The following is a 15027-nucleotide window of genomic DNA, read 5'->3' as shown; positions in this document are numbered from 1 at the left end:
CAAGGCGGACGGGGGCAGAGCCCCCATGTTTTCTGCAAATTGGCACTTGGCGGTTCGACGTATCTGTCCGCACGGGCGGGCGGTCCAAACTGTCAGCGCGACTTCGCCACCTCGCGGGAAAGCGCGCAGAACCGTTCCAGATCGACTTGCTCGGCCCGTTCCGTCGGGTCGATGCCCGCGCGTTCCAGACAGCCGATCACATCCGGTGTAACCCCCTTCAGGGCCGCACGCAGCATCTTGCGGCGCTGGTTGAAGGCTGCGGCCACAACGCGCGACAGCACGGCGGCGTCGGCGGGATAGCGCGGTTCGGGCAGGGCGGTCAGATGAACAACGGCGCTTGAGATCTTCGGCGGCGGCGTGAAGGCCTCGGGCGGCAGCGACATCACGATCCGCGCCTCGGCGCGCCATTGTGACAGGATCGCCAGCCGGCCATAGGCCTTTGAACCCGGCGCCGCCACGATCCGATCCGCCACTTCGCGCTGGAACATTAGCGTAAGGCTTTGCCAGAACGGCGGCCAGTCCTTTGGCGTCAGCCAGCGTACCAGCAACTCTGTGCCCACGTTGTAAGGCAGGTTCGCCGCAATCCGGATCGGCGGCGTCAGCCGCGACAGCGGATCAATCTCCAGCGCATCGCCGTGCACCACCTCCAGCCGGCCGGGGTAGGCGGCGGCGATCTGCTCCAGCGCGGGGATGCAGCGCGCATCCTTCTCTACCGCAAGAACACGGCGCGCGCCTTCGGCCAGCAAGCCTCGGGTCAGCCCTCCGGGACCGGGGCCAATTTCCAGCACGTCACAACCAGCAAGGTCGCCCGCCTGTCGCGCAATCTTGGCGGTCAGGTTCAGATCCAGCAGGAAATTCTGGCCCAGCTGCTTTTTCGCCGAAAGCTGGTGTTCGGCAATCACCGCACGCAGCGGCGGCAGGCTGTCGATCGCGCTCATGCGGCCCCCTGCGCCATGCGTTGCGCCAGTTTCAGCGCCTCGATCAGGCTGGTCGGATTGGCAATGCCACGTCCGGCAATGTCGAAAGCGGTGCCGTGGTCGGGGGAGGTGCGCACAAATGGCAACCCCAGCGTAACATTCACGCCCCGGTCGAAATCCAGCGTCTTGATCGGGATCAGCGCCTGATCGTGATACATGGCAATCGCTGCGTCGTACCCGGCGCGCGCGGCAGTGTGAAACATCGTATCCGCCGGTCTCGGGCCGGAAATATCCAGCCCCTCGGCGCGCATCTCGTCGATCAGCGGCGCGATCCAGTCAAGTTCCTCTCGCCCCATGGCTCCGCCTTCGCCCGCGTGGGGGTTCAGCCCGGCAACCGCGATCCGCGGGGCGGCAATGCCGAACCGCGCGCGCAGCCCGTCATGGGTGATGCGGATGGTGTCGCGCAGCACATCGGGTGTCAGGCAGCGGGGCACCTCGGACAGCGCAATGTGGATCGTGGCGGGCGCCACGCGCAGCTGATCGCTGGCCAGCATCATCACGACACGATCGACCCCGGCAAGTGCTGCCAGAAATTCGGTATGGCCGGGATAGGCGAACCCCGCGCCGTCAATTAGCGCCTTCTTGTGAATCGGTGCAGTGCAGATCGCTGCACACTCTCCTGACTGAACCAGCGCGACACCGCGTTCGATGGCCGAAATGACCCCGGCGGCGTTTTCCGGGGTGGGCTGTCCGGGTGTGGCGGCGGCCGCAAAGGGGTGATGCAGGACGGGCAGCGCGCGCGCGGATAGCGCAATCGCGTCGGCGGGAGCCGAGACCACCTCCACCGGCGTGCCCTCGGGCAGATGACGGGGATCGCCGATCCAGACAAAGGGGCAGCTGTCGCGCAACGCGTCCCACGCCCGGGCCGCGATTTCCGGCCCAATACCCGCAGGTTCGCCACAGCTTAGCGCAATGGGCGCCTGCGTCATTGCTCGACGATCAGGGCGTTCGCGCGCAGCTGGGCCAATTCGCTTTCAGCAAAGACAGACAGCTTGCGCTGAGTCAGCGCCGCTTCGACATCCTCGGGTGTGACATCCGCATTTACCGCGGCCGTACGCTTGCACAGCATCAGGAACACCAGCTGCTGCCCGTTCGATCGGGTCAGCGCGGTCGACACTTCGCCCACGTCCAGCTTGGACAGCTCAAGCGCGATATCGCTGGGTATCTGCCCCGGCGCGCGGCTTTCGCGGTCCAGAACGCTTTCGGGCTGGCCCTGCGCGATCCCGTAAAGATCATCGCAGCGATCGACCTGTCCGCGCAGCGCAGCCGCCCGGGCCAGCGCCTCGGGCGAGCGGCCACCGGGAATGTAATAGGCGGCATAGTCGATGCTGGAATAGGACGGGGTCGGCGGCACGATTTCCTGAATGCCGCGCATCTGGAAGATCGCAACCGCATTGGGCAGCGGGATCGGCGCGGTGGTATCTCCGGGATTCATGTCGATCAGAAGCGGCTGAAGCTGCGGTGGCAGCGTGTTCAGCGCAATCCAGTTGAGGCGGCCACCGTTGTTACGTGTGTCCGATGCAGAGAATTGGCGTGCGGCGTCTGAAAAGGCGTCATAGCTGCGCAGCGCCGCGATTTCACGGGCAAGCGCCTCGACCTGATCGGCAGTTTCCGGCGTGATCGGGATGATGACTTCGGAGAGCAGAACGCGCACACCCGGCTGCGGACCCTGCGCAACCGCGCGGTCTATCTCGGCCCGGCTGGGGCGGGCCTGGTTGATGTATTTGTCGCGCACATATTGCCGCCACGCCAAGCTGCCGCGCACGAAGTCGCGCACGGTTTCGGGCGCGATGCCTTCCTGGCCTACGGCCTGCAACAGGGCTTCGGCGGACAGGTTGGTGCGCGATGCGAATTCCTCGACCCCGGCCTTGACCTGTTCGGGAGTGACCTCGATCCCGGCCTCGGTTGTGACCTGATTGCGCAGGCGGTCGTCTATCAGTTGCTGACGGGCCAGTTCGGCCGGATCGCCGGGCGCGCGCAGAATCGTCAGGAAATTGGTCCGCTGGACGAGTTCGTAGTTGGTGATGACATCGTCGTTCACGGTCAGCGCCGGGGCGAACAAGTTCTGCGCCGCAACCGGCGCGGCCAGTGCAACCATCGCCACGGCGGCAACACCCGCGCGACGGGTGGTGGCAAGAAACTTGGCCAAGGGCCGGCTGCGCCCGATCAGATGTGTCATTTTCAACTGCATGATCGCCTGTATTTTTCTGAGCCCTGTTCCACGGCAAAGCCGCTAAGGGCGATGGTAAAGCCGAAATCGGTGGTCGGCTCAATACTCGTCGTCGTCGTATACCGTCTGTTTACGCTGAAATCGACGGTAACGCATTCATTGCGATAGACAAACCCAACGCCTGCCCGGGTCGCCCGGGCGTCCGAGATGTCATAGCGCAGGTTGGCGCTGGCTGTCCAACCCTGAGAGACATCATAGGCCCCGGCCAGCCAGATTTCAGAGAGCGCACGGGCGCGCGCCTCGGCCGCGTCTGCGCCCAGCCACAGGTAGGTGCCCGACAGCTGGGTTCGCTCGGATTTCCAGTGCGCCCGCAATTCCGCCTTGGACAGGCTGAAGGCATTGTCCATCAGCGACCGCGCGGTCAGCGACAGCTTGTCGGCCAGTCGGATCTGACCGGCAACCAGCACGTCCGAGGTGGTGCCCGATAGCCCCGAGGTCTGCGTCAGGCTGGGGTTGGCCGTCTTGCGGATGACTTGCCCCATGGTGCCCGAAATCTGCCAGCCCGACGGGGCATAGCGCGCCCAGTTCACGCCATAGGCCAGCGTCGGGCCGTCTTCGCGCCGGTCGGGGGCGGGAAAGCGTGAGAGTTCCAGCAGGTTGCCCCTGTCGAATTCGACGAATGTGCTTTCATCATTGGGCAGCGCCGGGCCGTGGACTTCGGTCCAGCCCAATTGCACGATCGGTTCCAGATACTGCACCGATCCGTTTCGCCCGACCCGCGCCATCGGATAGGAAAACGTCAGCGCCGCGCGCGGCGTCAGCCGGTCGATCCGGTTGGCATAGGTGCTGTCCTGATTGATGTCGAATGTATCGGCGGAAATGTCCATCAACCACTGCGCCCGCAAGCCTCCTGCCAGCGTCCAGGTCTTCCGCCAGGACAGATCGGCGGTCAGGCGCTTCACGTCGCGCCCCAGCACATCGGCGTCAGAAGTGCGGTGGTGGCCGTGAATATCCAGCCCGACCCGCAGCTCTCCGCCGATCCGGTCGGGGAAATAGCGTTTCTCCAGCGTGGCATCCAACATGACGGTGGGCAGCTCGGCCTCGTTGTCGCCATCCCGAAGGGATTGGAATTCGATGATACGGGCACGGAACGCACTGTCGAGCCGGTAGCGGCTGATCGAGACTTCGCTCCGCAGCCGGTCAAGATCGGGCAGGCCGTAATCCGACAGATAGGCGTTGTCGGTGGTTGTCTGTGTCGAGATGTCCAGCCGATAGCCGCGCGGCAGGTCGAAATAGGCAGTACCGAACAGGTAACCGCGGGTGGATCCGGGCCGCAGATCGTCCTTGGTATAGGCGCCTTCAAGTTGCAGCCGCCCGCGCCTAAACGCCTGGCGATAGCGGAAATCCATCGTTCGCGTCTTGGCCGAGACATAGGGCGACAGGGTCAGATCGGCATGATCGCCAAGCCGGAAGAAATAGGGCACGCGCACCCCGGTCCCAAGGTTCGAGGTGGATCGCACCGTGGGAAACAGGAACCCGGTCGCGCGCTTCAGTGTCGGGTCGGGCAGGCGCATGCCGGGGAAATACATCACCGGCACATCCATGATCAGGAATTGCGCATCCTCGAAGTACAGCTGCTTTTCCTGCTGGTCGTGGGTGATCTTGCGGGCGCGGATCTGCCAAAGCGGCGGGCGCCCGTCGCCGCAGACATGGCAGGATGTCACGGCGGTCTTGTACAGCTGCGTATAGCGTCCGCCGACCCGCGTCATCTGAAGCGAAGCCATCTGGAGCTGCTGGTTCAACACCATGCGCGCGCCGGTCAGCAGGCCGTTCTGAAGATCGCGGTCCAGTTCGGCATAACTTGCCAGAACGGTGATCTCGCCGCCTTCGTCGATGCGGATCGGGCCGTCAATGGTCAGCGTGCCGGTTTCGCGGTCGAACCGGATGCGCTGCGCGCGCAGGCGGGTCTGGCCCTGAAACGCCTCGACATTGCCCTCGGCGATCAACTCGCGCGAGGGGGTCACATAGACGCTGTCAGCCACCAGCACGGCCGGGTCGTCGCCCTCTTGCGCCGCTATGGGCTGGTTGAACGGCGTCTGCGCCAGCGCAGGCGGGGCCAGGCCCAGCAGGGCGCAGGTGGCAAGAAGAAGAGGCAGTCGGCGGGCGGTCATTCTTATCCGTCCTCGGCGTGAAGCAGTAACCCGAGGGTCAGGAAGATCGAGGCGATTGGCGGGCCCCATGCGGCCAGCGCCACGGGAATCTGGCCGTTCTCGCCAAGGATCTGCGCGAAGTTGCGCACAAAGTACAGCCCGAAACCCAGCATCACCGCCGTCAGTACCGCGATGCCGGTGCCGCCGAACCGTGCGTGCCGCATCGTGAAGGCCGCGCCGACAAGCACCATCGCCATCAGGAACAGCGGGCGCGCCAGTTCGACCTGATACCAGACTTCGTGTTTCGTCGTGGCGAATCCGGCCTGCCGCAGCGACCGGATGGTTTCAGGCAGATCATAGATCGATACGCCGGTGGGGCGGCCGATGCTGTCGCGGATACGGTCGGGCGTCAGCGTGGTGGGCAGGCGCATGGTGTCATGGGTTTCCGAAGCCGCCTCGGGGTTGCGTCCGCTGTCCAGCGGCCAGACCTTTACGTCGCTCAATACCCAGTCTTCCTGTTCCAGCCTGGCCGATCCGGCGGCTATGCGGCGCACGGGGCCGCCGCCGGCCGCGTAGCTGAGGATCGTCACGCCGTATAGAACAACGGCATCGGCGCCGCCATAGCCAGTCGCGTGGATCACCGATTGCCCCTGCGCACCGCCTTGGCGTAGCCACAGCCCTTCGCCGCTAAGCGACAAGGCCGAAGGCCCTCCGGTGCGATAGGTGTCGGCCAGTTGCTGATAGCGGTTCGCGGTGGCTGCCGCGATCGGGTTCAGCGTGGTCACCGCAAGAATGCCGATCAGGAAGGCCACCAGCGCGGGCGCGGCCAGTGCGCGGATGCCCGACCGGCCGGCGGCGCGTGTTACCACCAGCTCGCTGCTGCGCGCCAGACCAACGAATAACAGGATCGTCGACAGGATCATCAGCAGCGGCAGCAGTTCCTTGATCGCGGCAGGCACGTTCAGCAACGTCAGCACGGCCAGCCGCGCCAGCCCCACATCGGCGCTGGAGAAACTGCGGATTTGTTCAATCACGTCGATCAGGCTGATCAGCGTCAGGAACACCGCCAGGATCAGCAGGAAACTTTGCAGAAACTTGCGTGCGAAATACAGATCAAGGATCATGGCGCGCCCTCGGGGGTCGCCCGGCGCGGCCAGATCCGGGGCAGGGGCCGCGAGGCGTAGCGCAGGAACAGCGCCGCCACTGCAATACCGATGATCGTGGGCAGGTAGACCAGCGGCCAGGCCGCGGCGTTTTCCAGCACCGGTTCCGACACCACCCCGCGCATCACCTCAAGCAGGATCAGCAGCACAAAGGCCAGCAGGGCCTGCCGCCAGACTCCAAAGCGCGAAAACGTGCCCAGCATCAGCGTCGCATTGCCGATCAGTGCCACCGCAATGCAGATCGCGGCACGGGCAAACCGCAGGTGCAATTCCTCTGCCAACTGCCCGGGGGTATAGTTATCCGCCTCGGTGATCCGCGCCTCTCCGGTCAGCAATTCCAGCGTGGGAATGGCGCGGATATTGCGGGTGCGCTGGTCCGAGGGTTTTACCAAGGCGCTGATGTCATAGGAAAAATCGGCAAACAGCGTGGTGGACAGCGTTTTCGATTTCACATCCAGCCGCTGCGCCATGCCATCCACCATGATCAGGCTGGCGGCATCGCCATCGCGCACCAGAAAGGCCCGCGCGCCGGTATAGCTGGCGATGGTGGCCGCATCGCGCCGGTCCGACAGGTAGACATCGTTCAGCGTGCCGTCCGGGTCGATCTGGCGAATGTAGAAGGTGACGCCGGGAGCGGGGTGCAGGAAACTGCCTTCGGTCAGCAGGCGGGCGGTCACGTTGCGCGCGATTTCCACCTCGCGCTGTTCCAGCTGGCTGATCGAGGCGGGAAGCAGAACATGGGTCAGCACGCTCATCATCAGGGCGGTCAGCACGCCAAAGGCCAGCGCCGGACGCGCCAGCCGCCAAGGCCCGGTGCCGGTGGCCTGCATTACCGTCAGTTCGGATTCCGAGTTCAGCCGGTTGGTGACATAGACCGTCGCGGCAAAGACGGCCATCGGCAGCACCATGCGGATCAGGTTCGGCAGGGTCAGCGCGGTGAATTCAAAGAACACCAGCGCCGATTGGCCATCGCCGATCAGCCGGTCGAACAGGACGACCGCCCGGTTGATCCAGAAAACCGTGACAAGAATCAGTGCGAAAAACCCGAAAAACAGCAGGTATTGCGACAGGACGTATCTGTCGTATCGTGACAATGCGATCCCCCGAAGCCTGCGTTCGATCCGTTGTCGGCAATCCTAGTGCAATTGGCGGGCGGGGAAAACTGGTATCTGGCAAATCCGGGTCCAAGGGGCTAGCTGTTGGGAAACATCTGACAGGAGCCGCATATGACCAGCCTGACCCCGATCACCTTTGCCGAAACGGATATCGACCGCATTGCCACAGCCGAAGGGCGTGTTGTGGTGATTGTGACGCCAGACGGCAAGCTGGACGTGGCGGCGCGGCGGGCCAACCGGCTGTCAAAGGGCGCCATCGCGCGCCTGCTGGAGAGCGAGCGGTTTTCCAAGGCCAAGGCGGGCAGCGTCATAACGCTGGAAATGCCCGTCGGGCTGGCTGCCGAGGCGCTGGACGTGCTGGTTCTGCCGCGCAACGCCGATCCGCTTGCTGCACGCAAGGCGGGCGCGACCCTTGGTGCGCTGAAGGCGGGAAAGCCCGCGCTGGTGATGCTGGGCGGCTTGAAGAACGCCGCCGATCTGGCGCTTGGCCTCGCGCTGAAAGATTACACCTTTGACGCCCATAAGACCGGCGAAGACACTGGCAAAGCCCCGGCCGAAGTCACCCTCTGCCACAACGCGCACGAAGAACTCGCGCAGGCTGCACATCCGCTGCTGGCCGTGGCCGAAGGCGTGCATTTCACCCGCGATCTGGTGAACGAACCCGCCAACGTGCTGACGACCACCGAATTCGCCAACCGCCTGGACGAAATGAAGGCGCTTGGCCTCAAGGTCGAAGTGCTGGAAGAGGACGAACTGGAAAAGCTGGGGATGCGCACCCTGCTAAGCGTCGGCCACGGCTCTGACAGCCCGTCGAAGGTTGTCGTGATGCAATGGAACGGCGGCGAAAAGGGCGAGGCGCCGCTGGCGCTGATCGGCAAGGGCGTGGTGTTCGACACCGGCGGCATTTCGCTGAAACCCGCCGCCGGCATGGAAGACATGACCATGGACATGGGCGGCGCGGGCGTTGTGTCGGGCGTGATGCGTGCGCTGGCGCTGCGCAAGGCCAAGGCGAATGTTGTCGGGCTGGTCGGGCTGGTGGAAAACATGCCCTCGGCCCGGGCCACCCGCCCCGGCGACGTGGTACGCTCGATGAAGGGCGACACGGTGGAGATCATCAACACCGATGCCGAAGGTCGGTTGGTGCTGTGCGACGTGATGTGGTACGCGCAAGATCGGTTTTCGCCGCGCGGCATGATCGACCTTGCCACGCTGACTGGCGCGATCATCATCGGGCTGGGCCATGAGAACGCAGGCGTGTTTTCCAACGATGACGCCCTGTGCAACGCCTTCCTCAAGGCGGCCGAGGCCGAGGGTGAAGGCGCGTGGCGGATGCCGCTGGGCAAGGCCTATGACGATCAGTTGAAATCGCGCATCGCCGACATGAAGAACGTGGGCGGCCGCCCGGCCGGGTCGATCACCGCCGCGCAGTTCCTGCAACGCTTTGTCAAAGAGGGCACGCCCTGGGTCCATCTCGACATCGCGGGCGTGGCCTCTGTCAAATCGGCAACGGACTATGCGCCCAAGGGGGCAACAGGCTGGGGAGTGGCCGCGCTGAACCGGCTGGTGGCCGACATGCTGGAGAAGGGCTGACGCCTTGGGCGCGGCGTATTTCTATCACCTGACGCAGAACCCGCTGGACCGCACCTTGCCTATTCTCTTGGGCAAGGCGCGGGCGGCGGGCTGGGCGATTGAATTGCGCGGACGCGACCCGCGCCGGGTGCAATGGCTGGACGAACGGCTGTGGGTGATGCCCGAAGACAGCTTTCTGCCGCATGGCATTGCGGGCGGCGCCCATGACGCCGACCAGCCGATCCTGCTGACCACAGGCGCGGGCGATGCGGCGAATGACCCGGCATGCCTGATGGCATGGGACGGGGCCGAGGTCGCGCCCGAGGAAGTCACCCGCCTTGACCGCGTCTGCATCCTGTTTGATGGCAACGACCCGGACGCCGTGCAAACCGCGCGTGGCCAGTGGAAGGCGCTGACGGCGGCGGGCCGCGCCGCGCAATACTGGTCGGAAGAATCAGGCCGCTGGGAAAAGAAGGCCGAAAGCGGCGCCTAGCGCGACAGGATCATTTCGCCGTTCGTGATCTGGATGCTGCTGAAGCGGTGCAGATAGGTCATGCCCAGCAGCGATGTATCCATCTCGCCGTCGTTGACCGAAGCGCGGACATTGCGATCTTGAACGGGGCCGATTGCAACGGTGCCCAGCCGCACCGGGGCCACGCGCACGGTGCCGTTGGCAGTGCGGGCGCGGCCCGAAAATCCCTGGTCGCCCGGATCCACCCCGGCGGTCACGGCATCGGCCCGGGTCAGCACCATGTCGGTCGCGCCGGTATCGACGACAAAGCGGATCGGCGTGTCGTTCACCTGCAGCGTCAGGTAGTAGTGCCCGTCAGCCGAGCGTGGCACGGTGATCTCGCCGGTTTCGGCGCTGATCCGCGCGCTCATCCCGCTGCGGCTGATGTCGTCCCACAGCCCATAGGCGGCAATGGCACCCACGAAGATCAGCGCCCAAAGCGCGGCCTGTTGCAGTTTCTTGTTCAGTGAATCGCGATTCTGGATGAAGAACCAGAAGGCCAGCGCGGCCCCCAGCAACAACAGGTAGATCAGGCTGGCGGAATCGGCGGATGACACGGGCGGCTTGTCCTTTTCGGGGTATCCTGCCGTTCAATGTAGGCGCGCGCGGGCGCAGTACCAGTCCTTACAGAGGCGCAGGCGCAAATCCAAAGGCGCGCAGCCCGTCCAGCACGAATTGCACCGACAGCGCGGCCAGAAGCATCCCAAGCAACCGGGTCACGACAGTTATGCCGACCCGGCCCAGCGCGCGTTCCAGCAATCCGCTGGCCAGAAACAGCAGAAAGGCCACCGCGATGACGGCCACCATCACCCCGATCACCAGCGCGAACCCTTCGGCGCCGGGGCGCTGGCCGGTCAGCAGGATCATCGACGCGATTGAACCGGGCCCGGCGATCAGCGGAATCGCCAGCGGAAAGACGGATGGGTCGTCGCTGTGGTCTTCCTCGGTCTGGTCTTCGCGGCGGCGGGTGCGGCGCTCGAACAGCATGTCGAGCGCGGTCAGAAACAACAGGATTCCGCCCGCCACACGGAAGGCGGCCATTGAAATCCCGACAAAGCCGAGCAACGCCTCTCCGAACAGGGCAAAGGCGGTCAGGATTGCAATCGCCGTGCCACAGGCGCGCAGCGCGATGGCCCGTCGCCGTGCAGGGGCCATGCCCTGCGTCAATGCCACGAACAGCGGCGCGAGCCCCAACGGATCGATCACCACGAACAGGGTGACGAAGGCGGTGATCAGAAAGGCGGTGTCCATCCAAGCGGCTTAGACTGGTTTGGATCGGTTGCCAATCGCCTCGGCGACGATGCTGCGCAGGCGGTCACGGTCGATGGGTTTCTGGATAAAGGGCAGGTCGGCCACGCCGGGATACTGGCGCCGTTCGTTTTCTGACTCGTAGCCCGACATCAGCGCCACGCTGATCGTGGGGTAGGTCTCGCGCACCCATTGCGCCAGCTCGTGACCCTGAATACGGCCTGGCATGATCAGATCGGTCAGGACCAGATCGGGCAGGGTGTCGCCCGATATCAGAAGGCCTTGCGCCTCTTCCGCGTCGAGCGCCAGAAGAATGGTATGGCCATCCGCCTCAAGCTGGCGCGCCAACACGCGCGAAACCTGCGGTTCATCCTCGACAACCATGATCGTGGCCTTGTCGTCGCCGCGATGTGGTTTGACGTCATGCTGATCGGCCTTGGGTTGCTCGACGGTGTCGCTGATCGGGAACAGCATCACCACTTCGGAGCCTTCGCCCACGGTACTCTTGATGCGCAGACCGCCGCCGGACTGGCGGCAAAACCCCGACACCATCGACAGGCCAAGCCCGCTGCCTTCGCCCACATCCTTGGTGGTGAAGAACGGTTCGGTGGCGCGTTCCAGCGTGCGCACGTCCATCCCGATCCCGGTATCCAGCACCGAGACGGCCATGTAGTTGCCGGGCAGCAGTTCGGCACTGTCCGACATCGGGCCGGAGATCTCGGAGCTATGCTTTTCCTGTAGCGCCACGGTGATATGGCCTCCGTTAGGCAGGGCATCACGGGCGTTGATCAACAGGTTCAGCAGCGATTGCTGAAAATTGACCGGATCGACCAGCACCCGGCAGGCACTATCGTCGATTTCGGTATGAATCTCGATATTGGCAGGGCGCAGTCGGCGGAACATCAGCAAGGTCGGCCCGACCAGGTCGGCCAGCTTCTGCGGCGAGGGTTGCAGCCGCGACTTGCGCACATAGGCCAGCAGCTGGCGGGTGTGGTTCGCCGCCAGCTCGGCTGCCTGCATCGCCTCGACAGTGAATTGCTTGCGTTCTTCCTCGTTGGTGGACTGAATGATGAGATCAAGATTGCCCAGCACGACCGTCAGCGTATTGTTGAAGTCATGCGCCACGCCGCCCACCAACTGGCCTAGCGCTTCAACCTTTTGCGTTCGGGCTATTGCCAGTTCGGTTTTTTGCCGGGTCATTTCGCTCAGGCGTAATTGACGTTCAATTGCGTTTGTCCGCCGTTCCGCGATATTTACAAGGTTCGCAAAAAACAAAGTTGCGCCGCCGATGGAAACGATCATCGCAAAAGCAAGCAATGTAAGGCGGAAATCTGCCTCCATCAATTCAATATCGGTTGCGAGTTTCGCAATGGCACACAGAAAGATCGGCCCGACCACGATCAGCGGCAGAATCCGGCGGGTCAGTTCACTGCCGTGTTCCGGCGCCAGCAGGATCGATACCCAGCTGCCGCGGGGCTCCAGCAGGGTCAGACCGGTAAAAATCAGGAAGGAACACCCGGCCGTATGCAGCGCCATCGACGTGTAGATCGGGTTGCTGAACAGCGCCTCGGCTGCAAACAGGTATCCCAGCAAGGGCAGCGATACGACCGAAAGACCAACCACGTTCAGACTGGCCCGGAACAGGCTTCGGCGGGTTGGATCCTTGTCGGTCAGGATCAGCGACAGCCCCATGAGAGATGCGGCGACAGAGGTGGCAAACGACATGGCATCCCCGGGCCGTGCCCCTTGTGCCGCAATGGGCACTATGGTGCCCAGCGCCATGATTGCCAGGATCAGCCAGCCCAACAGCAGGACAAGCGGACGAAGGACCCGCAAGGATTGCAGAAACGTCGCCGCGGCGCCGGCGATCAGGAACATCGCGGTTTCGGGAACCATTGCAGGGAAATGCGGCTGGATTCGGATCATGCTGTCCGCGCCAAGACCCCAACCAAAGATAAGGACGGACCACGCGATCGCAAATGCCAGAACAGCCAGAGCCGCAGCGATCTTGTGCATGGCCTCGCGTGTGGCGGCGATGTCGAATTTCGGTTTCATCTCACCTTTGGGCCTTCAACCTCTCAGTGTGGGATACTCAACCTTTACTTGTAACTTTCTACAATTCGCGCTTTTGTCCGGTCGTCAGGAACCGGCCGACTGAGCGGTTTCCAGTTTTTCCATAGCCGAAAGCCAAAGGGCTTCGGCCCGATCAAGACCTTCCATCACCTCGGCGTATTTCTTTTGCCAGACTTCAATTTCGCCTTTTCGTTCAGTCTCATACAGTGACGGATCGGCAAGCTTGGTAGCAAGTTTATCTCGCATCTCATTCAGCTTTTCAATTCTTTGTTCGCCCTTCTTGACCTCGCCCCGCAATGCAGCCATTGCCTCGCGCCCTAGTTTCTTGGGCTTTTCTGCCGTTTTGACAGGTTCATTTTTTTTCTGAGGACGGTCGCGGGAAAGAAGAAGCTCGCGGTAGCTTTCAAGGTCGCCGTCATAGGGTTTGACCGTGCCCTCGGAGACCAGCCACAGCCGGTCGGCAACCAGCGACAGAAGGTGCATGTCGTGGCTGACAAGCACGACCGCGCCGCTATAGCCGGTCAGCGCCTCGACCAGCGCCTCGCGGCTTTCGATGTCAAGGTGGTTGGTCGGTTCGTCAAGGATCAGCATGTGCGGCGCATCCAGCGTCGCGATCAGCAGCGACAGCCGCGCCTTTTGTCCGCCCGACAGCTGCCCGACCAGCGTATCGGCCTGGTTCGCGTTCAACCCGAACCCCGCAAGGCGCGAGCGCCACTTGCCCGGGCTTTCCGTGGGGCGCAACCGGCGCAGGTGGTCCAGCGGGGTTTCGTCGATGTGAAGTTCATCGACCTGATGCTGGGCGAAATACCCGATGCGCAGCTTGGACGATCGCGCCATCTTGCCCGACATCAGGCTCAGCCGTTCCGACAGCAGCTTGGACAGGGTCGATTTGCCCTGACCGTTCTTGCCCAGAAGCGCGATGCGGTCGTCCTGATCTATGCGCAGGTTCAGCCGCGACAGGATCGTCTTGTCCTCGTAACCCGTCGATCCGCCTTCGATGTTGATGATCGGGGGCGAAAGCTCTTCCGGTTCGGGGAAGGTGAACGCGCGCAACGCGGCCTCTTGCGGGGTGGTGATCGGCTTTAGCTTGGCGATCATCTTCAGGCGCGATTGGGCCTGCACCGCCTTGCTGGCCTTGGCGCGGAAGCGATCAACGAAACTTTGCAGGTGGGCGCGGCGCGCTTCCTGTTTGCGGGCCTCGGCGCTGGCTACGGCCAGCCGCGCGGTGCGGGTTTCGGCGAAGGTGTCGTAATTGCCCTGGTAGAACGTCAGCTTGCGGTCCTCCAGGTGCAGGATCGACCCGACCGCCCGGTTCAGCAACCCACGGTCGTGGCTGATGATGATGACGGTATGGGGATAGCGCGCCAGGTAGCTTTCCAGCCACAGGGCGCCTTCAAGGTCCAGGTAGTTGGTCGGTTCGTCCAGCAGCAGCAGGTCGGGCTGGGCAAACAGCACGCCCGCCAGCGCCACGCGCATCCGCCATCCGCCCGAGAAATCGGCGCAGGGGCGCAGGTGATCTTCGTCGTCGAAGCCCAGCCCCTTAAGGATCGAGGCGGCGCGCGCCTCGCCCGACCACGCATCCATGTCGGCCAGACGGGTCTGCACCTCGGCGATGCGGTGCGGGTCGGTGGCGGTCTCGGCTTCGGCCATCAGCGCACTGCGTTCGGTATCGGCGGACAGCACCGTATCGATCAGGCTGACATCGGACGATGGCACCTCTTGCGCGATGCCGCCCACGCGCGCCTTACTGGGCAGCGAAATCGACCCGCCCTCCAGCGCAAGCTCGCCCCGGATAAGGCGGAACAGGGTGGTCTTGCCGGTGCCATTGCGCCCGACCAGCCCCACCTTGTGCCCCGTCGGAATCGTCGCGGCGGCGGTTTCAAACAGCGGCCGACCGGCGACCGAATACGATATGTCCTGGATCCGTAGCATGACGGCTGCCCTAGCAGAGCGCGCCGTCCTTCGCCAGAGACGACGAAGACCCGATCAAACATGAATTTTGCACGAAACCCGTGCCGGTCGCATCGGGCGCCCTTCCCAAGGCGGCGAAC

12 protein-coding genes are annotated in these 15027 nt (G+C 63.8%); 2 read left to right on the top strand and 10 right to left on the bottom strand.

Annotation, left to right across the window (positions count from 1 at the left end; translation table 11 throughout):
- Window positions 1-92: 92 nt before the first annotated feature.
- From rsmA to lptF, 6 genes are read right to left on the bottom strand one after another with little or no spacing between them, the layout of a single operon-like run.
- A complete protein-coding gene (gene rsmA / locus FGK64_RS12595) occupies window positions 93-938 on the bottom strand; it encodes a 16S rRNA (adenine(1518)-N(6)/adenine(1519)-N(6))-dimethyltransferase RsmA (RefSeq protein WP_138864121.1) in 846 nt (281 codons plus the stop codon).
- Window positions 935-1906 (bottom strand): 4-hydroxythreonine-4-phosphate dehydrogenase PdxA, encoded by a 972-nt coding sequence (gene pdxA, locus FGK64_RS12590; RefSeq protein ID WP_138864120.1) that lies wholly within the window; start codon window positions 1904-1906, stop codon window positions 935-937. Before pdxA ends, rsmA begins: the two co-directional genes overlap by 4 nt.
- Entirely contained in the window at window positions 1903-3156 is a 1254-nt protein-coding gene (locus FGK64_RS12585) for a peptidylprolyl isomerase (RefSeq protein ID WP_246057747.1), read from the bottom strand. Before FGK64_RS12585 ends, pdxA begins: the two co-directional genes overlap by 4 nt.
- Before the next feature lie 2 nt (window positions 3157-3158).
- A complete protein-coding gene (locus FGK64_RS12580; RefSeq protein ID WP_138864118.1) occupies window positions 3159-5318 on the bottom strand; it encodes an LPS-assembly protein LptD in 2160 nt (719 codons plus the stop codon).
- A 2-nt stretch (window positions 5319-5320) separates the two neighbouring features.
- On the bottom strand, window positions 5321-6421 hold the full coding sequence (gene lptG / locus FGK64_RS12575) for an LPS export ABC transporter permease LptG (protein WP_138864117.1): 1101 nt from the start codon (window positions 6419-6421) through the stop codon (window positions 5321-5323).
- Window positions 6418-7554: an LPS export ABC transporter permease LptF gene (gene lptF, locus FGK64_RS12570; RefSeq protein ID WP_138864116.1), complete on the bottom strand. Its 1137-nt coding sequence runs from the start codon at window positions 7552-7554 to the stop codon at window positions 6418-6420. Before lptF ends, lptG begins: the two co-directional genes overlap by 4 nt.
- A 132-nt stretch (window positions 7555-7686) precedes the next feature.
- On the opposite strand from lptF, the gene FGK64_RS12565 reads away from it, so the two are divergent.
- Together FGK64_RS12565 and FGK64_RS12560 are read left to right on the top strand one after the other, a co-directional pair.
- Window positions 7687-9165, top strand: coding sequence for a leucyl aminopeptidase (locus FGK64_RS12565; RefSeq protein ID WP_138864115.1), 1479 nt, complete (start codon window positions 7687-7689; stop codon window positions 9163-9165).
- Between the two features lie 4 nt (window positions 9166-9169).
- On the top strand, window positions 9170-9637 hold the full coding sequence (locus FGK64_RS12560; protein WP_138864114.1) for a DNA polymerase III subunit chi: 468 nt from the start codon (window positions 9170-9172) through the stop codon (window positions 9635-9637).
- On the opposite strand, the gene FGK64_RS12555 is transcribed toward FGK64_RS12560, so the two are convergent.
- The 4 genes from FGK64_RS12555 to FGK64_RS12540 all read right to left on the bottom strand — a co-directional run bounded on the left by FGK64_RS12555 (window position 9634) and on the right by FGK64_RS12540 (window position 14908).
- Window positions 9634-10212, bottom strand: a complete 579-nt coding sequence (locus FGK64_RS12555; RefSeq protein ID WP_138864113.1) for a retropepsin-like aspartic protease family protein — start codon at window positions 10210-10212, stop codon at window positions 9634-9636. The genes FGK64_RS12560 and FGK64_RS12555 overlap by 4 nt on opposite strands.
- 67 nt (window positions 10213-10279) lie before the next feature.
- Entirely contained in the window at window positions 10280-10906 is a 627-nt protein-coding gene (locus tag FGK64_RS12550; protein WP_138864112.1) for a MarC family protein, read from the bottom strand.
- 9 nt (window positions 10907-10915) lie between these two features.
- Window positions 10916-12958, bottom strand: a complete 2043-nt coding sequence (locus FGK64_RS12545) for an ATP-binding protein (protein ID WP_138864111.1) — start codon at window positions 12956-12958, stop codon at window positions 10916-10918.
- Window positions 12959-13042: 84 nt separating this feature from the next.
- A complete protein-coding gene (locus FGK64_RS12540) occupies window positions 13043-14908 on the bottom strand; it encodes an ABC-F family ATP-binding cassette domain-containing protein (RefSeq protein ID WP_138864110.1) in 1866 nt (621 codons plus the stop codon).
- Window positions 14909-15027 lie beyond the last annotated feature (119 nt).

This window comes from Arenibacterium halophilum, assembly GCF_005938225.1.
Taxonomy (GTDB): Bacteria; Pseudomonadota; Alphaproteobacteria; order Rhodobacterales; family Rhodobacteraceae; genus Arenibacterium; species Arenibacterium halophilum.
This window is presented reverse-complemented; position numbering and strand designations above follow the sequence as displayed.